Source organism: Glutamicibacter creatinolyticus (genome assembly GCF_006094275.1).
GTDB lineage: Bacteria > Actinomycetota > Actinomycetes > Actinomycetales > Micrococcaceae > Glutamicibacter > Glutamicibacter creatinolyticus.
On the sequence record NZ_CP034412.1, the window covers coordinates 2,354,936 to 2,377,523 of the forward strand.

The window sequence follows — 22,588 nt, forward strand, 5'->3', positions numbered from 1 at the left end:
AGTCAGTACGTGATGGGTAAGTCGGTCTCACCGACCCGGCGCCGGGCACGCGGTGCGCGCCGCGGCGGCAGGCTGGTGGTTCCTAGACTTCCTCGACGGAGCTGGGCTCGGACCGCGAAAGGTCGATGCCCAGTTCTTCAGCGGCACGGAACGATTCCTCGTCCGATTCGCGCATCTCGATGGTGTTGCCGTCGGTACCCAGTACCTCGACGTTCAGGCACAGCGATTGCATTTCCTTGATGAGCACCTTGAACGATTCCGGAACGCCTGGCTCCGGGATGTTCTCGCCCTTGACGATCGCCTCGTAGACCTTCACGCGACCGTGAATGTCATCGGACTTGATGGTCAACAGTTCCTGCAGGGTGTAAGCCGCACCGTAGGCCTCCAGGGCCCACACTTCCATTTCACCGAAGCGCTGGCCACCGAACTGGGCCTTACCGCCCAGCGGCTGCTGGGTGATCATGGAGTACGGGCCGGTGGAACGGGCGTGAATCTTGTCGTCCACCAGGTGGTGCAGCTTCAGGATGTACATGTAGCCCACGGAGATCGGATCCGGGAACGGCTCGCCGGAGCGGCCGTCGAACAGGCGGGCCTTGCCGGTGTTCTTCACCAGCTGCTGGCCGTCGCTGGTCGGGTTCACCGAATCCAGGATGCCGCGGATCTCCTCCTCGGAGGCACCGTCGAACACCGGGGTGGCCACGGTGGTCGAACCGGTCTGGCGCGGCAGGTTCGGCAGGTCCTTGACCCACTCCGGCTCGTTCTCGATGGTCCAGCCCTGCTTGGCGGCCCAGCCCAGGTGGATTTCCATGACCTGGCCGACGTTCATACGCCCGGGCACACCCAGCGGGTTCAGCACGACGTCCACCGGGGTGCCGTCCTCCAGGAACGGCATGTCCTCGATCGGCAGGATCTTGGAGATAACGCCCTTGTTGCCGTGACGCCCGGCGAGCTTGTCACCGTTGGTGATCTTGCGCTTCTGGGCCACGTAGACGCGCACCAGCTGGTTCACGCCCGGGGAAAGGTCATCGTCGTTGTCGCGATCGAAGATGCGCACGCCGATCACGGTGCCGGACTCGCCGTGCGGCACCTTCAGCGAGGTGTCACGCACTTCGCGGGACTTCTCACCGAAGATCGCGCGCAGCAGGCGCTCCTCGGGGGTCAGCTCGGTTTCACCCTTCGGGGTCACGCGACCCACCAGGATGTCCCCGGCCTCGACCTCGGCGCCGATGTAGACGATGCCGCGGTCATCGAGCTGGGAGAGGATGTCCTCGGACACGTTGGGGATGTCGCGGGTGATTTCCTCGGCGCCCAGCTTGGTGTCGCGGGCGTCAACCTCGTGCTCCTCGATGTGGATCGAGGTCAGCACATCGTCGGAGACCATGCGCTGGGACAGGATGATGGCGTCCTCGAAGTTGTGGCCTTCCCAGGACATGAACGCGACCAGCAGGTTCTTGCCCAGGGCCAGCTCACCGGCGTCGGTCGAGGGACCGTCGGCGATGATCGACTGGTACTCCACGCGCTCGCCTTCGGAGACGCGCACGCGCTGGTTGTAGGCGTTGCCCTGGTTGGAGCGGGCGAACTTCATGATCGGGTACATCGACTCGGTGCCGTCGTCGTTCATCACCACGACCAGGTCGGCCGAGACCTCGGTGACAACACCGGGCTTCTGCGCGACCACGGAGTCACCGGCGTCCACCGCGGCGTACTTCTCCATACCGGTGCCCACCAGCGGGGACTCGGAGGCCAGCAGCGGCACGGCCTGGCGCTGCATGTTGGCGCCCATCAGCGCGCGGTTGGCGTCGTCGTGCTCCAGGAACGGGATCAGGGCGGTGGCCACCGACACCATCTGGCGCGGGGAAACGTCCATGAAGGTCACTTCGCCCGGCTCAACGAGCACCGGCTCGCCGCCGCCGCCCTTTTCACGCACCAGCACGGTGTCCTCGGCAAAGTGACCGTCCTCGGTCAGCGGTGCGTTGGCCTGGGCGATGAAGTGCTGCAGCTCGTCATCGGCGGTGAGGTACTCGACCTGGTTGGTCACCACGCCGTCCACGACCTTGCGGTACGGGGTCTCGATGAAACCGAAGGCGTTGATGCGCCCGTAGGTTGCCAGCGAGCCGATCAGGCCGATGTTCGGGCCTTCCGGGGTTTCAATCGGGCACATGCGTCCGTAGTGCGAGGGGTGCACGTCTCGCACTTCCATGCCTGCACGGTCACGCGACAGACCGCCCGGGCCCAGTGCCGAGAGGCGGCGCTTGTGGGTCAGGCCGGCCAGCGGGTTGTTCTGGTCCATGAACTGGGAGAGCTGCGAGGTTCCGAAGAACTCCTTGATCGCGGCCACCACCGGGCGGATGTTGATCAGGGTCTGCGGGGTGATCGCCTCCACGTCCTGGGTGGTCATGCGCTCACGCACCACGCGCTCCATGCGTGACAGGCCGGTGCGGACCTGGTTCTCGATCAGTTCGCCGACCGCGCGGATACGGCGGTTGCCGAAGTGGTCGATGTCATCCACGGCGACCGGGACCTGAACGATCTCGCCCTCGCGGGTGCCTTCGATGGTGCGCTCACCGGCGTGCAGGGCAACCAGGAAGCGGATCATGGCGACGATGTCGTCGATGCTCAGCACCAGGGCGCTTTCGGCGTTGACCGGGGTCTCCACGCCGAGCTTGCGGTTCAGCTTGTAGCGGCCGACCTTGGCCAGGTCGTAGCGCTTGGGCTCGAAGTACATGTTGCGCAGCAGGGCCTGGGCGGCTTCCACCGTCGGCGGCTCGCCCGGACGCAGCTTGCGGTAGATGTCCAGCAGGGCCTCGTTCTGGTCCTTGATGCTGTCCTTCTCCAGGGTGGCGCGCACCGAGTCGTACTGGCCGAATTCGGCCAGGATCTTCTCTTCGCTCCAGCCCAGGGCCTTGAGCAGCACGGTGACCGACTGCTTGCGCTTGCGGTCCAGGCGCACGCCGATTTGGTCGCGCTTGTCGATTTCCAGCTCGAACCAGGCACCGCGCGACGGGATGATACGTGCGGAGTAGATGGTCTTGTCACTGGTCTTGTCCGGCGCGGACTCGAAGTAGGCGCCCGGGGAACGCACCAGCTGGGAGACGACCACGCGCTCGGTACCGTTGATGATGAAGGTACCCTTGTCGGTCATCAGCGGGAAGTCGCCCATGAAGACGGTCTGCTGCTTGATTTCGCCGGTTTCATTGTTCATGAACTCGGCCTTGACGTACAGCGGGGCGGCGTAGGTGGCGTCACGGTCCTTGCACTCGGCGATCGAGTACTTCGGGTCGGCGAATTCCGGCTCCGAGAAGCTCAGGGACATGGTCTCCTGGAAGTCTTCAATCGGGGAGATCTCCTCAAAGATCTCGGCCAGTCCGCTGACGTCCGGCACACTGTTGTCACCGACGGACACGGCGGCGGCCAGGCGCTCCTGCCACCGCTCATTACCGATGAGCCGGTCAAAGCTCTCGGTCTGCAGTGCCAGCAGGTTCGGCACTTCAAGGGGTTCGTGAATCTTTGCAAAAGAAAGTCGGCCAGCGTACGCAGCGTCGCGAGCCGAACTAGCGGTTTGGTTGTTAGAGGTGCTCGAGGCGACCAAGATGGATCCTTCCACAGACCGTCAGGTTTCCGAAGCGTCCCGTTGTGCTAAGGTTCCTGCCAGTGGCTGGTACCCTCGTTACATACGAACCCACCGCTATATGAAGGTCGCATGCGCATACAGTCGGGGCGCAAATTTCCACTGTACCCCATGCGCGCAAGCTTGTCGATAGCAATTTTCCATTTTCGTGTTATAGTTCTGCGCCCGCTTCGCCCCTGGTGAGCCCCCGGCCCGGATGAAGCGTTTCGGTTCCTAGTCAGCGCCCACACCGCCGGCGTTCTCGCGTCCCACACCCCGCAACGCCATCCGTTTTCCTGTGGTGAAGTGCACATGGATTAGTCTTGTAGTGACAGAACATCACCCCAGTTTTCTGGTTGCTTTTCGAATGGAAGTGGTTGCCGTGTCCTCACCCCAAGATGCCGTGATCGTCGGCGGAGCCCGCACCCCCTTTACCCGTTTCAAGGGGGCCCTGGCCTCCCAGACCGCGGTCGACCTGGGGGCGGCGGCCATCGCCGGCGCCCTGGACAACGCCGGGGTCTCCCCCGAGCAGGTCCAGTCGGTCATCATGGGTCAGGTCGTCCAGGCCGGGTGTGGCCAGAACCCCGCCCGCCAGTCCGCCATCCGGGCGGGCATCGGCTGGGACACCCCGACGGTGACCATCAACAAGGTGTGCCTTTCCGGGCTGGCCGCGGTCACCGACGCGGCGCGCATGATCCGCCTGGGCGAGGCCCAGGTGGTCATCGCCGGCGGGCAGGAATCAATGTCCAATACCCCGCACCTGCTGCCCAAGTCCCGTTTCGGGTGGACCTACGGGGACATCACCGCGGTGGACTCGGTCGCCCATGACGGCTTGACCGACGCCTTTGACGGCAAGTCCATGGGACTGAGCACCGAGGAGAAGAACACCGAGCTGGGGATCGAACGCGGACCGCAAGACGAGGTGGCGGCCTCCAGCCACCAGCGGGCGGCCGCCGCGCAGGGCAACGGGGTCTTTGACGAGGAGATCGTGGCGATCTCCGTGCCCCAGCGCAAGGGCGAGCCGGTGATCGTGGACAGCGACGAGGGCGTGCGCCCCGAGACCACCGCCGAGACCCTCTCCGGGCTGCGTCCGGCCTTTGACCGCGATGGGACAATCACCGCCGGCAACTCCTCCCCGCTCTCCGACGGGGCCGCGGCCCTGGTGGTCACCTCGCGCGACTACGCCGAGCAGCACGGGCTGAAAATCCTGGCGGTCATTGGCGCCCCCGGCCAGGTGGCCGGACCGGACAACTCTTTGCATTCCCAGCCTTCGCACGCCATCCAGGACGCCCTGGCCAAGGAGTCCTTGCAGGTCAAGGACCTGGACTTCATTGAAATCAATGAGGCGTTCGGCGCCGTGGCCTGCCAGTCCCTGTCCGACCTGGACTACCCGCTGGAGAAGACGAACATCCACGGCGGAGCCATCGCCCTGGGCCATCCCATTGGCGCCTCCGGGGCCCGCCTGGCGTTGACCGCGGCACTGGAGCTGTCGCGCCGGGACTCGGGGACCGCCGCGGTGAGCCTGTGCGGCGGCGGTGGGCAGGGCGAGGCCCTGCTGCTGCACCACGCCTAACCTGCCCTCCCCCGGGCAGCCTTCCCCGTCACGGAAAGCGAGTGCGCTGTTGACCGAATCCCCTGAGGCCCCGAATGAGGCGCTCACCCGCATCAGCCTGGACGCGAGCCGGCGGAACATCCCCATTGAGATTGTTCCGCGGGCCGCGGCCTCCTCGCTGAGTGAGGCGGCCTCGAATCTGGGCATCGCCGAACACCGGCTGCTCAAGACCCTGGTGCTCAAGCGCAGCAACGGTACGTACCTCTTCGCCCTGATCCCCGGCGGCAGGAGCCTGAGCTGGCCCAAGCTGCGCTTGGTGTTGGGGGTCAACAAGCTCTCCCTGCCCCACGGGGACACGGCGTTCGAGGTGACCGGCTATCGTCCCGGGACGATCACGCCATTTGGCGCGTTGACCCCGTTGCCGCTGGTCATTGACGCCACGGTATTCCAGGGCGAGCAGCAGGCCATGGTGGCCCTGGGCAGCGGGGACCGGCTGCACGCCGTGCTGGTGGCGGCCCAGGATCTGGTCAGTGGATTTGACGCGATAGTGGCAGATATTTCCGTTCCGGAATGACCGGGCTCGGCTTGCGCGCGGCGAGGCTGCGCGCCCATTGCACCGCCTGGGTGGCCCGCAGGGTGAATTCGTTGCGCAGCCACAGCCCTGCCGGCTTCTCCACGTACCGGGCCACAACATAGGCCAGCGCCAGCATCAGCGCGACGGTTCCGACCAGCAGCACGTATTTGTTGAGGACTGGGCTCAGGTGCGCGATGATCCACCAGCCCCACAGCTCGTGGAACAGGTACAGCGGGTAGGTAAGCATTCCGGCGGTGACCATCCAGCGGGCGTGGATCCTCTGCAGCGGGGTCAGCGTGCAGGCCAGCAATAGGGCAATGCACAGCAGCACCAGCAGTGAGAAGTGCCAGGCGGGGATCTGCACCCCCGACAGATAGGCCGAATCCTGTGCTCCCTTCAGGCCCGTGAAGTAGCAGGCGAGCAGGGTGTTGAAGCCGACCAGCAGCCAGCGCGTCGGGGTTTGCCGGTCCCGGTACATCAGGTAGACCACCATGCCCAGGCTGAACAGCGGGGCATACTGCCCCATCACCCATTCCTGGGCCTTGTCCGCCTCGGCCAGGTGCAGGGCCACGCCCAGCAGCGGCCAGGCGAAGCTCAACGCCAGGATAGCCCGGTTCTTGGCCAGTCCGAAGGCCAGCAGCACGGCCAGGATCGCGTAGAAGCGCAGTTCAACCCAGAGCGTCCAGTACACCCCGTCCAGGTCCCTGACGCCCATTCCGCTTTGTGCCATGGTCAGGTTGGGAACTATATCGCCTTCGGTGCGTCCGTCCTTCAGCTCGGGCCAGAGCCGGAAGGTGAGCAGGGCGGCGGCGATAACGGCTAGCCAGTACGCCGGGTAGAGCCGGCCCAGGCGGGAGGCCAGGAATTGGATCAATCCCTTGCCCTGGATGGACATCAGGATCACGAAGCCGGAGATCAGGAAGAACAGTTGGACGCCGATACTGCCGTAGATGGTGAATTTGCCCAGCACCGGCCAGGCGTCGACGGCTTCGGCGCCCCAATAGCCGTGTCCCCACGCGGTGTAGTGGTAAAGCACGACCACCAGCGCGGCAGCGATACGAAGGGCGTCCAGCAGACCGAGCCGCGGGGCCGGTCGTATTGCGTTGGGCTGTTCATTCTTCGGCACATTAAACACCGTAAGCGACGAATATGAATAGCTCCTGTTAATAGAATCGTTATAGTCCGATAACGATTTTTTCCCGTTTAACGGCCCGAGGCCCCGTGGACGATTGCTCGTCCGCGGGGCCCCGGGGAGTAAGGCTGCGAGTGACCGCTGAAGCTTACTTGAGGGTGACGGTAGCGCCAGCGCCTTCCAGTGCTTCCTTGGCCTTCTCGGCGGCGTCCTTGTCGGCGCCTTCCAGGATCGGCTTCGGAGCGCCGTCAACGAGCTCCTTGGCTTCCTTCAGACCCAGCGAGGTCAGAGCGCGAACTTCCTTGATGACTGCGATCTTCTTGTCGCCAGCCGACTCCAGGATCACGTCGAACTCGGTCTTCTCTTCAGCAGCAGCTTCGCCAGCGCCGCCGGCCGGACCGGCAACGGCAACAGCAGCGGCGGTGACCTCGAAGGTCTCCTCGAACTGCTTCACGAACTCGGACAGTTCGATGATGGTCATTTCCTTGAATGCGTCGAGCAGCTCGTCGGTGGTGAGCTTCGCCATGGTGGCGTCCTTTCGGTTATGGATCCCAGATCTGGGAACCGTAATGATTTGGGGTTACGTTGCGAGAGAATCGCGTCAGCTTAGGCTTCTGCCGGAGCTTCCTCGGCAGCTTCGCCACCGTCCTCTTCGAGCTTGATACGCAGTGCGTCCACGATGCGTGCAGCGGCCGAGGCCGGGGCCTGCAGAACGCCTGCAACGCGGGCGAGCTGGTGTTCGCGGGACTCCAGTGCAGCCAAAGCGGCAATGCCAGCTTCATCCAGGGCGGAGCCCTCGAAGAAACCGGACTTGATGATCAGCTGCTGGTTGCTCTTGGCGAACTCCGTGAGGCTCTTGGCGGCGGCAACTGCATCGCCCTTAATGAAGGCGATAGCGGTTGGACCGGTCAGCTGGCCTTCGAACGCGTCGATGCCAGCTTCCTTTGCTGCGATTTCAGTCAAGGTGTTCTTCACAACCGCGTACTTGGTCTCCTGACCAAGCGATCGGCGCAGTTCCTTGAGCTGTGCAACGGTAAGCCCACGGTATTCGGTCAGGACAGCCGCGCTGGATTCCTTGAACTCGGCAGCGATCGACTGGATCGCGGCGTTCTTGGTCTGCGTTGCCATAACACTCCTTCCGGGGTTCAGTTCGGTACCGTTTCATAACCGGCGGAGCGCATAAAAAACGCCCCGCGCAGGAGCACAGGGCAGCTCAACTCACATAAGCAGTTGAGACAATCTATGTAACCTGCGTTGGCAGTCCTTGCGGACACTTCGGAGCGGTTCTCCAGTGGAAAATGCTCAACCGACGGTCTTCGGTTCTTCCATCCTAGTTTGTGCGCGCCCCATACTCCAAATCCCGGAGGTCGTCTTGGCCTATGATCTGAACCACGGCCGGGCCCAGCCCTACTCCCCCGCCGGCGGCCCACGTGTGGCAGTTTTGCAAGACTTCACGGTCTCACCTGGGCGATCCTCGGTCGGCGTTGCGGCCGGCCTGCGCTTTGCCGCACCCGGCTCAACTGGCGGTTAAAAGGACAAGGCCCATTGCCAGCACTTGGGGGACGCTGACAACAGGCTCTTGTCGACACGAAGCTTGGGGAAACTTCGGTGTCCAGTGATTGCATAGTCTTGGGGGTCCCATGCAATCACCGCCGATTCACATCGGTGTCTTCACAGTATCACCACCAACCCGTCTACATGCAACTCGGGGTTCAGGTCATCTCACGAGCCGATCATGCTGTCCCAGCAAGCACTTTTCCTCCCTTTGAACCAACAGTTTGCATTAATTTGGTGAACCTGGAAATAGCAAACCGACGTTCATTTCAGGGCATAAAGCCCGAGATTCTGCGGCAAAACGCCCCGGCGAGAGCGTGGAGCGCAATCCAACTCACAGGAGACTTCCAAGAACTCCCAGAAAACCTCAAGGTCGGTATGTCCGCTGGAGCCAGCCCACGGGCTCCGCAGGGAAGCTGGTCGAGTCCGGAATTTCGCCCAGAGCCAACTCCCCTGCATGATAATTCTTCCAAAAGCTCATGTCGCAGCCGGATGGCAAGGAACTGGAGCGCGTGCCCAGGCCCCCGGCCCCGTGTTCCTGCCGCTGCTGGCTTGACTCTGGGACGGCAAAAGCCTCGGCCCCGGACCGCCACCATCAGGTGGCAGGCCGGGGCCGAGGCTTCAGTGGAACTGGGTGACTAGGCGCTCACGCGGGTCACGTTCGGGTCCAGGGCGATGCCCGGGCCGAAGGTGGTGGCGATGGTGGCCTTGGAGATGTAGCGGCCCTTGGAAGCCGAAGGCTTCAGGCGCAGGATCTCTTCCAGAGCGGCTGCGTAGTTCTCGGTCAGCTGCTTGGCATCGAAGGATGCCTTGCCGATGATGAAGTGCAGGTTCGAGTGCTTGTCGACGCGGAAGTCGATCTTGCCGCCCTTGATGTCGGTGACAGCCTTGGCCACGTCCATGGTCACGGTACCGGTCTTCGGGTTCGGCATCAGGTTACGCGGGCCCAGGATCTTACCCAGGCGGCCAACCTTGCCCATCAGGTCCGGGGTCGCCACGGCGGCGTCGAAGTCGGTCCAGCCGCCCTGGATCTTTTCGATCAGGTCGTCGGAGCCGACGAAGTCGGCGCCGGCGGCGCGGGCAGCTTCTGCCTTGTCGCCGTTGGCGAAGACAACCACGCGGGCGGTCTTACCGGTGCCGTGCGGCAGGTTCACGGTGCCGCGAACCATCTGGTCGGCCTTGCGGGGGTCAACGCCCAGGCGGAAGGCGACCTCAACGGTCGAGTTGGTCTTCTCGCCGGCGATCTCCTTGGCCAGGGCGATAGCCTCGGCTGGCTCGTAGAACTTGTCAGCCTGAATCTTGGCCGCGGCGGCCAAGTATGCTTTGCTGCGCTTTGCCATCTGCGTTTTCTCCTTATGCAGTCGTGGTCTTGAGGACCGCGCTCGGTCCTGCCACTGGCGGGGCCTGCCAGGCAGGTCCCCTGTTGAAATGTTGGTGGTTGCAGCCGTTGCGGGCTGCAGGGTGAGGGTCTTAGCCCTCGACGGTGATGCCCATGGAGCGGGCGGTGCCGGCGATGATCTTCGAAGCGGCTTCCAGATCGTTCGCGTTCAGGTCAGCCATCTTGGTGTTGGCGATTTCCTCAACCTGGGCCTGGGTCAGCTTCGCAACCTTGGTGGTGTGCGGGGTGGCCGAACCCTTGCCAACGCCTGCAGCCTTCTTGATCAGCTCGGCAGCCGGCGGGGTCTTGGTGATGAAGGTGAACGAACGGTCTTCGTACACGGTGATTTCAACCGGAACAACGTTACCGCGCTGCGACTCGGTGGCAGCGTTGTAAGCCTTGCAGAATTCCATGATGTTGACGCCGTGCTGACCAAGGGCAGGACCGATCGGAGGAGCCGGGTTAGCGGCGCCTGCCTGGATCTGCAGCTTGATAAGTCCGGTGACCTTTTTCTTTGGGGCCATGTCGGGTCCTTCTACTCTTGCGTTTCCCGCGGCACAGGAGCGTGACACGGGCTGATGGCCGCCGTGGCGCGGCGGCCGAACGTGCCCGGCTCACGCAAAGCAAACGTGAGGGGCACGAAGACTCAATACTACTGGATCTTGGTGACCTGGTTGAAGTTCAGGGTCACCGGGGTCTCGCGCTCGAAGATCGAGACCAGCACCACCAGCTGCGCGGCCTCCAGCTTGATCTCGGAGATCGTGGCCGGCATGGTTTCGAACGGTCCGTCGTTGACGATCACCGATTCGCCAACCTCGAAATCGACCTTGACCTCGGTGATCGGTGCGCGGCCCGGCTTCGAGGCGGAGGGCTGCTCGGTCGGATCCACCACGGTGTGCTCCAGCATGGAGAACACTTCATCCAGGGTCAGCGGGTTCGGGTCGTGGGCGTTGCCCACGAAGCCGGTCACGCCCGGGGTGTGTCGAACAACACCCCATGAGGCGTCGGTCAGTTCCATGCGAACCAGCACGTAGCCGGGGATGCGCACGCGGCGCACGATCTTGCGCTGGGTGTTCTTGACCTCGACGACCTCTTCCATCGGGACCTGGATCTCATAGATGAAGTCATCCATGTCCTGGGTCTGGATGCGGGTCTCCAGGTTCAGCTTCACGCGGTTCTCATAACCGGCGTAGGTGTGGATCACGAACCAGTCGCCGGGCTGGCGGCGCAGCTTGGCGCGGAACTCTTCCTTCAGCGCCTCAACGCTGACGGCTTGCTCGTCCTCTTCGGCAACGGCTTCGGCCACTGCCTCGCTGGCGTCCTCGTCGGCCTCGGCAACCAGGGCCGGGTCATCGGCGGTGTCCGCGGCGATGTCATCGAGCTGTACGGGCTGGGAGGCTTCGTCGAGGGTTTCCTCTTCGTCCAGGGCGCCCTCGGCGTCCACGGTGCCTTCAACATCCACGGTGCCGTCGGTGTCGGAAGTGCCGTCGGCGAAAATGACATCTTCGGCATTGCCGGTCTGCTCGTCATTGGTCGCGACGAACTCGGCTTCTACCTCGTTGTTATTCTGCGGTTCGAGTTCCTGGTCGGACACTGCAGCTCCTGCTTTCTTCTACTGATGTACACCTGGGGCCCTGACGCGCCGCATGGCGGCTCGCGCAGGAAATTCTACTGCTCTGGCCTGTTTGTGAACAGGAGGGTGGACCCTGCCCCGAAGACAAAGTCCAGGGCCGTCACGATGAGCATCACGATGACAACGAAGGCGATGACAACCAGGGTGTAGTTGATCAATTCGCTACGGGTCGGAGTCACGACTTTTTTCAGTTCCGAGATGACCTGCCGGATGAACAGGGCGATGCGGCCGAAAAATCCGCGACGGGATTTCTTGTCATTTCCCGGATGGGAGACAGCTGATTCGCTCACCGTGTTCCTCGTTTCAATAAAATAGGCCAGTTGAAACAATCACGGTGTGTCGCAGCCTGGCCGACCACAACACACCGTGACGTGAGATTCGCTGTGCGATTTTTTCGTTAATCGCTACTGCGCAGGGCAGACAGGACTCGAACCTGCAACCTGCGGTTTTGGAGACCGCTGCGCTACCAATTGCGCCACTACCCTTCGAGTTTTCACTCTGGTGACATCAACTATATCTGAACGTGTCAGAGCAGCTGGTCACCGCCGGCACCTTAGCACCGAGAAATAACTCTACGCAATGATCAGATGATTGTCGAACTGACAGGGAGCAGTGTGCCCTACACCGCATTCGGGGCGTCCTGGTGGGCCACCCGGCGCGTCATCTTGTCCGACCGAGCATGAATCCAGCCCTGCCTTGGCCTTAAGCTAGTGGTACGTACTCATCTTCTCAGACGTCAGGATGCCCCCAGATATGTCTAGAATCTCCCGCCGCATTGGCGCCATCTCCGAATCCGCAACCCTGGCGGTGGACGCCAAGGCCAAGGCGCTGAAGGCCGCCGGCCGTCCGGTGATCGGGTTTGGTGCCGGCGAGCCGGATTTCCCGACCCCCGACTACATTGTCCAGGCCGCCGTGCAGGCCGCGCAGGACCCGCGCAACCACCGCTACTCCCCGGCCGCTGGCCTGCCGGAGCTGCGTGAGGCAGTGGCGGAAAAGACGCTGCGCGATTCGGGCTACAAGGTCAAACCGAATCAGGTGCTGATCACCAATGGCGGCAAGCAGGCGGTCTACAACACGTTCGCCACCCTGCTGGATCCGGGCGATGAGGTCATCATCCCCGCCCCTTACTGGACGACCTACCCGGAGGCGGTGCGCCTGCACGGCGGGGTTCCGGTGTCCGTGTTCGCCGGCCCGGAACAGGGCTACAAGGTCACCGTGGAGCAGCTGGAGTCGGTTCTGAGCGAACGCAGCAAGGTGCTGCTTTTCGTCTCCCCGTCGAACCCGACCGGCGCCGTCTACTCCCCCGCCGAGGTCGCTGAGATTGGCCGCTGGGCGGCCAGCAAGGGCCTGTGGGTGGTCACCGACGAGATTTATGAGCACCTGACCTATGGGCAGGCGGAGTTCTCCTCGATCGCCACGCTGGTGCCGGAGCTGGCCGACAAGGTCGTGGTGCTGAACGGCGTCGCCAAGACCTACGCCATGACCGGCTGGCGGGTGGGCTGGATGATCGGCCCCAGTGATGTCATCAAGGCCGCCACGAACCTGCAGTCCCACGCCACCTCCAACGTGGCCAACGTGTCCCAGCGCGCCGCCCTGGCCGCGGTGGCCGGGCCGCTTGATGCGGTGAACGAGATGAAAACCGCGTTCAATCGCCGCCGGTTGGCGATCGTCGAGGCGCTGAACGCCATTGACGGGCTCTCCTGCCCCACCCCGGAGGGCGCCTTCTACGCCTACTCGGATGTGCGCGGCCTGCTGGGGCGCGAGATCCGCGGGAAGGTGAGCACCACCAGCGCCGAACTGGCCGCGCTGATCCTGGAGGAGGCCGAGGTTGCGGTGGTGCCCGGTGAGGCCTTTGGCCCTTCCGGCTTCATCCGCATGTCCTATGCCCTGGGCGACGCGGACCTGGCCGAGGGCGTCGCCCGGATGGCCGCCCTGCTGGGCGAAGCCAAGTAGCACTGGCGCCCTGAGCGGCACCGAATACGCATCACGGCTGTGGCCGGAACCTGGGTTCAGGTTCCGGCCACAGCCGCTCCGGGCTTTCGGGCACCGGTCACAGGATCTTGCGGTCCACCGCCCACCGGGTCAGTTCATGGCGGTTGGACAGCTGCAGCTTGCGCAGCACGTTGGAGACATGGGACTCGACGGTCTTGACCGAGATGAACAGCTCCTTGGCCACTTCCTTGTAGCTGTAGCCGCGGGCGATCAGCCGCATCACCTGCAGTTCCCGATCCGAGAGCAGGTCCAGTTCGGTGTCGATTTGCTCGGGCTGGCTGCTGCCGAAGGCGTCCAGCACGAACCCGGCCAGCCGGGGTGAGAAGACCGCGTCCCCGCCAGCCACCCGACGCACTGCATCGGAAATCTCGGGACCGGAAATGCTCTTGGTGACATAGCCGCGCGCCCCACTGCGGATCACCGTGACCACGTCATGGGCCGCATCCGACACGCTCAACGCCAAGAAGCGGGTCTGCGCCAGCAGGTGGGCGCACCCGCGCAGCACCTCGGCTCCCCCGCCCCCGCGCCCGCCGGGCAGGTGCACGTCCAGCAGCACCACGTCCGGGCACAGTGCGGTGATCTGCTCTACGGCTTGTTCCACGGTGCCGGCCTCCCCAACCACCTTCAGGTCGGGATCCAGGTCACTTTTCAGTCCCGAACGAAAGATGGCGTGGTCATCGACCAGCAGCACCCGGATCGGTGCCTCGGGTTCCTGGGTGCCTGCGGGCACTGGGTCAGTCATGGTGGTTTGCCTTTCCTGCCGTGGTGCGCGGCATCTTCAACTGTATTTCGGTTCCCTGCTCGCCGCTGCGGATCTTCGCCTCGCCGCCGGCCCGCTCCATCCGGCCCAGGATCGATTCGCGCACGCCCTGCCGGTCCGGGTCAATGTCCTGTGGGTCAAAGCCGTCCCCGCGGTCGCGGATGAAAACCTCCACGGCCTGCTCACCGCATTCAATGAACACCGAGATCAGCCCGGTTGCGTGCTTGGCCGCGTTCATCATGGCCTCCCGGCTGGCCTGCACCAGGGCGTGCTGCCCCTCGAACCCCTGTGCGGAGCCCACGGAGACCACATCCACCTCGCGCAGCATCAGCTGCTCGATTTGCGCCGCTTCCTGGGAGATCTCGGCCACCACGTCCCCCTCGGAGACGTCCTCGTCCCCGTACAGCCACTGGCGCAGTTCACGTTCCTGGCTGCGGGCCAGGGCCCGCACCGCGGCCGGGTCACCGGCCCGCTTCTGGATCACGGCCAGGGTCTGCAGCACCGAGTCGTGCAGGTGTGCGGCGAACTCGGCGCGCTGTGCCGCGGCCTGGCGGGAACTGCGTTCGGCCAGGTAGTCACGCCACAGCCTGGTGCCGAAGGGCAGCAGCACCACCAGCGCCCCGCCGAAGATCGCCAGCGCCGCCCAGATCCCGCCGATCAGATCCGAGGTGCTCACCGTCCCGTTGACAATCAGCAGCAGCCCGCCAATGACCAGCAGCAGCCCGACCACCAGCCGGCTCAGCGCCCCGGCACGTTCCCTGCGGGTGGCCTGCGGGCCGCCGCGCCCGTCAATCTGCAGCCAGGCCAGCAGCACCCCGGCCACGATCCCAATGCTTGGCCAGATCAGATCCCAGCGGATGTTCCACCCCAGCCATTGGCCCAGGGCCAGCAGGGCCAGCACCGTGAGCACCACGCCCACAAGCACCTCACGCATGGATCCCAGCTTCAGGGCGACTTCTCGGGGGTTCAGGCTGCCGGGGGCGTCCAGGCCCAACTCCTCGGCCAGGCTGCGCCGCCGGGTGCCGGTGCTGCGCTGCTCATCGGCCTGGGACTCCTGGCTGCTGGGGGTGAACACCCACAGCCAGGCGTACAGCACGGCCCCGATGCCGCCGATGGCCGTCAACAGCAAAAACCCCAGGCGCACGTAGCTGACCGGCAGGTTCAGGTGCTCGGCCAGCCCTGCGCAGACACCAGCCAGCAGGCGCGATTCGCTTCTGACGATGCGCCGGGGCTGCTCGGGTGTCTCCATGGTTCAAGTCAAGCATGTTCGCAGGGTCTTTCCCCAGACCCACGTGGCGTTTTACGGGTGCCCTCAGGGTCGAATCAGGGTAGTACCTCATAGCGGGGGCGGGGCAAGGCGCGAAAGAATGGGGGCATGGACCAAGATCACTCCTCGCACAAAATCTTCGACAGCCTGCGTCAGCAGCAGATCCGCCGCAGCGAATCGCAGTGGCTGGGCGGCGTGGCCGCCGGCATCGCGCAGCGCCTGCAGGTTGACGCGGTGCTGGTGCGCGGTGTGGCGGTCGCCCTGGCCCTGCTGGGCGGAGTGGGCTTGATCGCCTACGGCCTGGCGTGGGCGTTCCTGCCGGATGAGAACGGCCAAATCCACGTCGAGCAGGCGCTGCAGAAGAACTGGACCAGCGGCATGACCGGTGCCCTGGTCACCTTCCTGCTCGGTGTCGGGCCCGCCCCCTGGGCCTTTAGCAGCATCGCCCCGTTCGTGTGGCCGCTGCTGATTGTCGCCGGCGTGCTGTTCGTGGTCTTTAGCCGCAACAACACGAAGTTCGCCCGCGGTCCGCGCCCCACCGACACCGCCGCCCCGACCTATCCGGCGGATGCCAGCGGACACACCGGCAGCACCGCAGTGGTGCTGCATGATCCGGAAGTCAGCTGGCAGGACCCGGCTCCTTCAGCGAACCCGGTGGATGACACGGTCCGCGCTGAGCAGGACCTGCCACGGCAGCCCGGGCCGCAGAACATCTTCGGGCGTTCGGCCTCCGACGCACCACCTCGTTCCCGCTTCAACATCAAGGAGCCCACCATGGAGTCCGATTCGGGCCACTACTTCCCCGGCACCCAGCCCCCTTCCGGGCAGGATGAGTACCCCGGCAAGGATTACTACACCGGGAAGGAGTCCAAGGGCAAGCAGAAGATTCCGTTGGCACCCCCGATCCCAGGTTGGGTGGCCACCATCATTGTCGGGGCGACGGCACTGATCATTGCCGTGGTCTTCGGCCTTGATTACCTCGGACTGGTCGACTTCCCCGGCGGCTCCTGGCCGTTGGCGCTGTCCCTGGGCCTGCTCTTCGTGGGTCTGGCCCTGGTGATCGCGGCCCTGGCGCACCGCACCAGTGGGGGCCTGCTGGGGTTGGCGATCCCGCTGCTGGTGCTGACCCTGATCTTCGGCAACTCCGGGGCCGTAAGCAGCACCGGATTTGGCACCAGCTCCGGTGGGGTCATCACTTCGGACAGCGACGGCGAGTACAACGCGATCTTCAGCAACGCCACCATCGACCTGCGCCAGTACGCCGACATCACCTCACCGACCACCGTTGAGGTCAACACCGTCTTTGCCTCGGTGAACCTGCGGCTGCCCGAGGAAGTGCCGGTACGCATCCAAAGTGATGGCATCTTCCTCTCCCAGCACGGTAGCGGCGCCCCAGGGAGCAGCGACTCGAGCAAACCACTGCTGATCGTGGACGTGAACGGCGCCTTCTCAAAGATCAATGCGCTGCCCTCGGACTCCAGCACCGTGACCACCCCAGATTTCTAAGGATGAGCAACAATGACTCCCGAAAAATATGACCGTTCCAAGTTCCCCACCGGAACCCTGGTATTCGGATTGATCCTGGTTCTGGTGGCGCTGGCACAATTGAGCCGTCACGTGCTGTCCTGGGACTTCGACGCCCCGCTGTTCTTTATCGCGTTGATCGCCCTGGCCGGCATCGCGTTGATCGTCTCGGGCATCGGCTCGGCCCGGCGTGCGGCCAAACGCAAGGAGTACCCGCCACACGACTCGACCACCTTCTAGTACCCTGGGGTACTTTCACCCCGTGGCCCGTCCCCGAGGCGGACGTTGGCCGAACCCATTCTTTTGACGAGCACTATCTAAGGACGGACCCTGATGGATAAATTCTTCAACTCCCTGCGTTCCATGCCGCTGCGTCGCGGACCGGCGCGCATGGCCGGCGGTGTGGCCGGCGGCATTGCCGACAAGTTCGGCTGGGACGTTTCGCTTGTGCGGATCGCGATGCTGCTCTCCTTCCTGCTGCCGGTCATTGGCATTGGCGCCTACATCGTGGCGTGGCTGCTGATTCCGGCCCAGGATGGCAGCATTATCCTGCAAAAGTGGTTGCGCGCGCTGTAGCAGCCGCGTCCCGGCAAGCGGAGCGAGAGTGGCGGCGAGTACACCGGAAGGGATCTTCCCGGTGTACTCGCCGCCACATCCTTAAGCCGATAGACTCGCAACGTAGACGGCTCAACGGGGCGCTGTGGACAACGACAGATGATGAACAGATCCAATCCATGAGGGTAGCTGGCCCGCCGGTCCTGCTCCCCACTCATCGGTGCGGCTGTTCGTCCCGGCAGAAATGAGCAGATATGCGTATTGGCCTGTTGACCTCCGGCGGCGACTGCCCCGGCTTGAACGCCGTCATCCGCGGCGCCGTGCTGAACGGCATCAAAAGCTACGACTATGAATTCGTCGGGTTCCGTGACGGCTGGCGCGGGGTCAAGGAAGGCGACCTGATGCCGCTGCCGCGCCACCAGGTGCGCGGCATCTCCAAGCAGGGCGGAACAATCCTGGGCACCTCACGCACCAACCCGTTCGAGGGCGAAAACGGGGGTCCGGAGCAGATCCGCCAGACCCTGGCCCGCCTGGAGGTGGACGCGGTCATCGCGATCGGCGGGGAGGGCACCCTGGCCGGGGCCCAGCGCCTGTGCGAAGCGGGACTGCCGATTGTCGGAGTCCCCAAGACCATCGACAACGACCTGGACGCCACCGACTACACCTTCGGCTTCGACACCGCCAACCAGATCGCCGTGGAGGCCATTGACCGGCTGCGCACCACCGGCGAATCCCACCACCGGTGCATGGTGGCCGAGGTGATGGGCCGCGACGTGGGCTGGATTGCCCTGCACGCCGGCATGGCCTCCGGCGCCCACGCGATCCTGATCCCCGAGGTGTCCACCAGCATGGAACAGATCTTCACCTGGGTGCGTGAAGCCCACGAACGTGGCCGCGCACCGCTGGTGGTGGTGTCCGAGGGGTTCGTGCCCGAGGGTGAGGATGCCGCGTTCAGCTCCCGCGGGGTGGACCGCCATGGTCGGCCACGGCTGGGTGGGATCGGTGAAGTCCTGGCCCCGCTCATTGAGCAGAACACCGGCCTGGAAACCCGTGCCACCGTGCTGGGACACATTCAGCGCGGCGGCGTGCCGACCGCCTTTGACCGGGTGCTGGCCACCCGCCTGGGCATGGCGTCGGTGGATTCGGTGGCTGCCGGCCAGTGGGGCACCATGGTGGCCCTGCACGGCACGCAGATCAACCGGGTCCCGCTCAGCGCGGCGGTGAACAACCTCAAGCGCGTACCGCAGGACCGCTATGACGAGGCAAAGATCCTCTTCGGCTGACCCGGCCGCACATCATCCCGGCCCCGGCCCCCATCGCGGGGCCGGGGCCGGGGCGTTTAACGGCCGCAGGCCACCGCCGCCCTCCAGAGAAAGAAGGCAGCGGTGGCCCGCGGCGGTGCGTACTTGGCGCCTGGTCAGCCGCGTGGCGGGCGCAGGAAGCCGGTGAACCGGCCGGCCACCTGGCCGGCCTCCGGTGAAACGATGACCTCCTGGGCGGCCGGGTAGCTGCTTTCACCGTCCTGGACCACCAGTTCGGCATCCGGCTGCACATTGCGGCGCAGCGTGGCCAGGGCAATCGGCCCGGCCTCGTAGTGCAATGCCACCGAGGTGACCCGGCCGACAACCCGTTCCCCGTCCTTGACCGGTGAACCGGGCGCAGGCAGGGTGTGCATGGACCCGTCCAGGTGCAGCATCGCCAGGCGACGCGGCGGATGGCCCAGGTTGTGCACCCGGGCAATGGTTTCCTGGCCCTTGTAGCAGCCCTTGTTCAGGTGCACCGCGGTACGCAGCCAGTCCAGTTCGTGCGGGATGCTCTTGTCATCGGTGTCCACGATGAACCGCGGCTCCCAGGCCGCGATGCGAAGCGCCTCCACCGCCATGGTCCCGGCCAGGGACAGGTCCCCGACCAGGGAGGCCAGCTGCTCCAGCGGCACGATGTACTCAAACCAGGGCCGTTCCAGGCCCGGGTGCTCCCCGGTGGAGTACGCATGTCCCCCGCCGATCACATTCGGCCAGGGGTTCTCCCACACCACATCGCCCAGTTCGGGGCGCGGCCTGGTGCTGGCAATGACCCCGTGGGTGTTTGAACAATCCACGACTTCAACCCGGGACATGAACCGCATCGAGTTCAGGTACTCGGCCAGCGGTTCGCCGCGCCCGGGCTCGGCGCTGATCCACAACAGGTCGTCGGCGGCCAGGATTTTCAGCTCATGCTCCACCCGGCCCTGGACGCTCAACAGCAGGCTTTGGGTGCTCTGCCCCGGCTTCAGATCGCTCAAGCGCTGGCTGCTGATGGTGTCCAGCCACGTCAAGCGGTCTTCGCCGCGCAGCTGCAGGATGTCCAGATGGCTCAGGTCCGCCACCGCGGTCCCGTCGAAGAGGCTGCGGGCCTCACGGGTCGGTGCCCCGTAGTGGGCGGCAACCCCGGCATCCACGCCGGAGGCCTCCACGGCCCCGTCACGCTGCAGCAGAACCGAAGTGTACTTTTTGCTCATTCCTGGTTTCCGTCTTCCCCCGCTTGGCCCGGCTCGGTCTGGCCAACCCGTTTCAGGGCCGCCGACGCGTGGGCCTTCAAATCACTATCGCCCTGTGAGACGTCCCAACGCCAGAACAGGTCCCCGCCCACCAGCCCGTAGATGCGGGTCGAGGAGGCGTAGGGCTTGGAGTTTTCGCTGCGCAGCAGGGCCTCGGTCGCCAGCTGGATGCGCGGGCCGTTGATGACCCCGTAGTACAGTTCGCTGAGACCGCCCGGATGGTTGATGCTGGCCTGGATCTTGAAACCGTCTTCGGTGCGCAGCCTCTCGACATCGTCGGCCGAGCGCAGCACCGGGAACGGGTCGCCGGGAGTCATACCCGGGCCAGGGTCGGCGGCTTCCTGCTTGCGGTCCAGGGACCAGAAGCCGGACTCGACGGCCAGGGGGCGCAGCCGGGTGCCTTCGGCATCGGTGAGCCAGGATTCGCTGCGGTACTCCAGGTAGGGCAGACCGGTGTCCCGGAAGGTCACCTGCTGCCAGAAGTGCTCGTCATCTGCTTCGCCTTCGCCCAGCTTGCCCGAGCCTTCCCAGACACCGATCAGCCAGGACAGCGGAACGAGTTCCGGGGTGAGATCCGTGGGAATTTCAATAGCCATAACGGCGCTCGCTTTCCGTGGATGTAAATGAAAGAGGCGCACACCCTGCGGTGTGCGCCTTTCCTACTTCTGCCCCTTGAAAAGGCGCTTGACAACCAGTCCGGCGAAACCGGCCATGCCCAGACCGGCAACGGTCAGCAGCGCCAGGTAGAAGATCTCTAGTGCAAGGTAATTTTCGTTCATGGCTCCATCCTAGCGCGCCGCGGGCGCAGGTTACTTAATCAACGAGAGGCGAATCACGTGCCCTCCGTCATTTCCGATTCAGACCTGCCCGAGCACCTGCATGGCGTACCAGCTCAGCGACCCGGTCAACAGCAGGATCAGCGTGGATACGGCGAGCATGTCCTCCACCCGCTTCACCGCCCGGCTGGCCAGGGTGATGGCCCGCAGGCAGCCCACCAGCACTCCGGCGAGCGCACCAATCAACAGGCAGTGGTACCAGGCCAAACCCAGCGGCAGCGCGCTGCTCGCGGCCCCGAGGGCCGCACCGGTGAGCGGGGCCAGGAAGATGACGGCGCGGTCCGGCAGCCGGGTCATGGCGCAGGCCCCGGCACCGAGCAGGGCGATGACGCTGACCAGGATGATGCCAAAGCCGCTGGGTGAGGCCCCCAACGCGGAGAGTCCAGCCCCCTGGGACACCACGGCCAGGCCGCTGATTCCGCTGACGGTGTTCGACAGCCGGCCGCTGGCCCCGGTCCCCCTAAACACCTGGGACATGAACACCAGCGGGACTCCGACCGCGATGACCAGCATGCTGGCGCCCATCCCCACCGGGCCGAGCATTCCCACGGCAAAGAAGGTGGCCAGCAGCCCGGCCAACGCCAGGATGATGCGCAGCGGCCAAGGCTGGGTGCTGCGGGTAAGGGTGGGCCAGCTGTAGGCGAAAAGCAGCTGCAGCACGGCGGTGATCGCTCCCACCGAGAGACCCGGAGTGTCCAGGGTCGCCGCCACGAGCAATGCGGCCGCGGCGAGCAGCCCGCTAATCAGTACCTTGACTCTCAAACTGTCCATCCTGGATCGTTGGCAACGCGCACATGGGGCAACTCGCGTTTATGACGTTCGGTGTTCTTTATACTGTGACACGTAAAAGAGATTTTTTCGTCAAACCACCCGGCAGGAGGTTCCAGCACATGGCGCACCTGCTGCTCTTGGGTGAAGAACGCGAAAACGCCTGTGTGCTGCCCGCGTTGGAGCTGCTCAGCCATGATATCCGACAGCTGCCGGCCACCAGCGATTCCCTGCGCCACGCCGGGCCCGCACAGGCTGTCATCCTGGATGCCACCGGGGATCTGGCTGCGGCCCGGACCGCCTGTCAGCTCGTGGCCGCGACCCTCAACCTCCCCCTGCTGGTGGTGATCCTTGAAGGCGGGTTGACGGTGATGTCCAGCGAATGGCGCGCCGATGACTTTGTGTTGCCCACCGCCTCACCGGCCGAAATTGAGGCGCGCCTGCGCATGCTGCTCAGCCGCGGGCCGTCCGCCACCGGCCCGGTAGACGCCGAACCGGTGGCGGGGCTGCGCATTGACGAGCTGAGCTACACCGCCAAGATTGATCAGCGGGTCCTGGACCTGACGTACAAGGAATTTGAGCTGCTGAAGTATCTGGCCCAGTTCCCGGGGCGGGTGTTCACCCGTGAACAGCTGCTGCATGAGGTGTGGGGTTACGACTACTACGGGGGCACCCGTACGGTGGACGTGCACGTACGCCGCCTGCGAGCGAAGCTGGGCACCGATCATGAACAGCTGATCGGTACCGTGCGCAACGTCGGCTACCGCTTCCACGCCGAGCAGTAGGACACCGCTTCACCTCCGGCCGGTTCACTGCTGGCACATCCCGGGTGATGTTGCGTTCTGGTGGCGGCACGGGACTAGTTGTTCTTCCCACGGAGGTTGTGGGCAACGGCGCGTTGTGTGAGAAGAGGTGAGGAC

General features: G+C 64.7%; 21 protein-coding genes and 1 tRNA gene. 8 read left to right on the forward strand and 14 right to left on the reverse strand.

Annotated elements, in window-relative coordinates:
* Positions 1–82 precede the first annotated feature (82 nt).
* Entirely contained in the window at positions 83–3,589 is a 3,507-nt protein-coding gene (gene rpoB, locus GcLGCM259_RS10790) for a DNA-directed RNA polymerase subunit beta (protein ID WP_138177167.1), read from the reverse strand.
* A gap of 400 nt (positions 3,590–3,989) precedes the next feature.
* Between rpoB and GcLGCM259_RS10795 the strand changes: the two genes are divergently transcribed.
* Entirely contained in the window at positions 3,990–5,180 is a 1,191-nt protein-coding gene (locus GcLGCM259_RS10795; RefSeq protein ID WP_138926605.1) for an acetyl-CoA C-acetyltransferase, read from the forward strand.
* A 49-nt stretch (positions 5,181–5,229) separates the two neighbouring features.
* The gene (locus GcLGCM259_RS10800) at positions 5,230–5,733 is read left to right on the forward strand and encodes an aminoacyl-tRNA deacylase (RefSeq protein ID WP_246049536.1); all 504 of its coding nucleotides are present in this window, start codon (positions 5,230–5,232) and stop codon (positions 5,731–5,733) included.
* On the opposite strand, the gene GcLGCM259_RS10805 is transcribed toward GcLGCM259_RS10800, so the two are convergent.
* The 8 genes from GcLGCM259_RS10805 to GcLGCM259_RS10840 form a co-directional block, all read right to left on the reverse strand.
* A complete protein-coding gene (locus tag GcLGCM259_RS10805) occupies positions 5,687–6,859 on the reverse strand; it encodes an acyltransferase family protein (RefSeq protein WP_138926606.1) in 1,173 nt (390 codons plus the stop codon). The genes GcLGCM259_RS10800 and GcLGCM259_RS10805 overlap by 47 nt on opposite strands.
* Before the next feature lie 154 nt (positions 6,860–7,013).
* Complete coding sequence (rplL, locus tag GcLGCM259_RS10810) at positions 7,014–7,391, reverse strand: 50S ribosomal protein L7/L12 (RefSeq protein WP_138177155.1); 378 nt, start codon at positions 7,389–7,391, stop codon at positions 7,014–7,016.
* An 80-nt stretch (positions 7,392–7,471) separates the two neighbouring features.
* Positions 7,472–7,993, reverse strand: coding sequence for a 50S ribosomal protein L10 (gene rplJ / locus GcLGCM259_RS10815; RefSeq protein WP_138926607.1), 522 nt, complete (start codon positions 7,991–7,993; stop codon positions 7,472–7,474).
* 1,064 nt (positions 7,994–9,057) lie between these two features.
* The gene (gene rplA, locus GcLGCM259_RS10820; protein ID WP_138177150.1) at positions 9,058–9,759 is read right to left on the reverse strand and encodes a 50S ribosomal protein L1; all 702 of its coding nucleotides are present in this window, start codon (positions 9,757–9,759) and stop codon (positions 9,058–9,060) included.
* A 130-nt stretch (positions 9,760–9,889) separates the two neighbouring features.
* Entirely contained in the window at positions 9,890–10,321 is a 432-nt protein-coding gene (gene rplK / locus GcLGCM259_RS10825; RefSeq protein WP_054820895.1) for a 50S ribosomal protein L11, read from the reverse strand.
* A gap of 128 nt (positions 10,322–10,449) precedes the next feature.
* Positions 10,450–11,391, reverse strand: a complete 942-nt coding sequence (gene nusG / locus GcLGCM259_RS10830) for a transcription termination/antitermination protein NusG (protein ID WP_391495635.1) — start codon at positions 11,389–11,391, stop codon at positions 10,450–10,452.
* Between the two features lie 74 nt (positions 11,392–11,465).
* On the reverse strand, positions 11,466–11,720 hold the full coding sequence (gene secE, locus GcLGCM259_RS10835; RefSeq protein ID WP_138177147.1) for a preprotein translocase subunit SecE: 255 nt from the start codon (positions 11,718–11,720) through the stop codon (positions 11,466–11,468).
* A gap of 122 nt (positions 11,721–11,842) precedes the next feature.
* Positions 11,843–11,915, reverse strand: a tRNA-Trp gene (locus GcLGCM259_RS10840).
* Between the two features lie 268 nt (positions 11,916–12,183).
* Between GcLGCM259_RS10840 and GcLGCM259_RS10845 the strand changes: the two genes are divergently transcribed.
* Complete coding sequence (locus GcLGCM259_RS10845; protein ID WP_138926608.1) at positions 12,184–13,383, forward strand: pyridoxal phosphate-dependent aminotransferase; 1,200 nt, start codon at positions 12,184–12,186, stop codon at positions 13,381–13,383.
* A gap of 97 nt (positions 13,384–13,480) precedes the next feature.
* Here the strand turns inward: GcLGCM259_RS10845 and GcLGCM259_RS10850 are convergent, their stop codons facing one another.
* Positions 13,481–14,164, reverse strand: coding sequence for a LuxR C-terminal-related transcriptional regulator (locus tag GcLGCM259_RS10850; RefSeq protein WP_138926609.1), 684 nt, complete (start codon positions 14,162–14,164; stop codon positions 13,481–13,483).
* Entirely contained in the window at positions 14,157–15,431 is a 1,275-nt protein-coding gene (locus GcLGCM259_RS10855) for an ATP-binding protein (protein ID WP_138926610.1), read from the reverse strand. Before GcLGCM259_RS10855 ends, GcLGCM259_RS10850 begins: the two co-directional genes overlap by 8 nt.
* Positions 15,432–15,557: 126 nt before the next feature.
* On the opposite strand from GcLGCM259_RS10855, the gene GcLGCM259_RS10860 reads away from it, so the two are divergent.
* From GcLGCM259_RS10860 to GcLGCM259_RS10875, 4 genes are all read left to right on the forward strand, one after another.
* Positions 15,558–16,955 carry a PspC domain-containing protein gene (locus GcLGCM259_RS10860; RefSeq protein ID WP_138926611.1) on the forward strand — a complete coding sequence of 466 codons (1,398 nt, stop codon included), beginning with the start codon at positions 15,558–15,560 and terminating at the stop codon, positions 16,953–16,955.
* Between the two features lie 12 nt (positions 16,956–16,967).
* Positions 16,968–17,213, forward strand: coding sequence for a hypothetical protein (locus tag GcLGCM259_RS10865; protein WP_138926612.1), 246 nt, complete (start codon positions 16,968–16,970; stop codon positions 17,211–17,213).
* A 93-nt stretch (positions 17,214–17,306) separates the two neighbouring features.
* Positions 17,307–17,549, forward strand: a complete 243-nt coding sequence (locus tag GcLGCM259_RS10870) for a PspC domain-containing protein (RefSeq protein ID WP_054821522.1) — start codon at positions 17,307–17,309, stop codon at positions 17,547–17,549.
* 233 nt (positions 17,550–17,782) lie between these two features.
* Positions 17,783–18,811: a 6-phosphofructokinase gene (locus GcLGCM259_RS10875; protein ID WP_138177128.1), complete on the forward strand. Its 1,029-nt coding sequence runs from the start codon at positions 17,783–17,785 to the stop codon at positions 18,809–18,811.
* Positions 18,812–18,945: 134 nt separating this feature from the next.
* Here the strand turns inward: GcLGCM259_RS10875 and ygfZ are convergent, their stop codons facing one another.
* The 3 genes from ygfZ to GcLGCM259_RS10890 all read right to left on the reverse strand — a co-directional run bounded on the left by ygfZ (position 18,946) and on the right by GcLGCM259_RS10890 (position 21,662).
* On the reverse strand, positions 18,946–20,025 hold the full coding sequence (ygfZ, locus tag GcLGCM259_RS10880; protein WP_175419401.1) for a CAF17-like 4Fe-4S cluster assembly/insertion protein YgfZ: 1,080 nt from the start codon (positions 20,023–20,025) through the stop codon (positions 18,946–18,948).
* Complete coding sequence (locus tag GcLGCM259_RS10885; protein WP_138177125.1) at positions 20,022–20,660, reverse strand: nitrobindin family protein; 639 nt, start codon at positions 20,658–20,660, stop codon at positions 20,022–20,024. Before GcLGCM259_RS10885 ends, ygfZ begins: the two co-directional genes overlap by 4 nt.
* A gap of 261 nt (positions 20,661–20,921) precedes the next feature.
* Positions 20,922–21,662, reverse strand: a complete 741-nt coding sequence (locus tag GcLGCM259_RS10890) for a hypothetical protein (RefSeq protein WP_175419402.1) — start codon at positions 21,660–21,662, stop codon at positions 20,922–20,924.
* Between the two features lie 128 nt (positions 21,663–21,790).
* Between GcLGCM259_RS10890 and GcLGCM259_RS10895 the strand changes: the two genes are divergently transcribed.
* Entirely contained in the window at positions 21,791–22,453 is a 663-nt protein-coding gene (locus tag GcLGCM259_RS10895) for a winged helix family transcriptional regulator (RefSeq protein WP_138926614.1), read from the forward strand.
* Positions 22,454–22,588 lie beyond the last annotated feature (135 nt).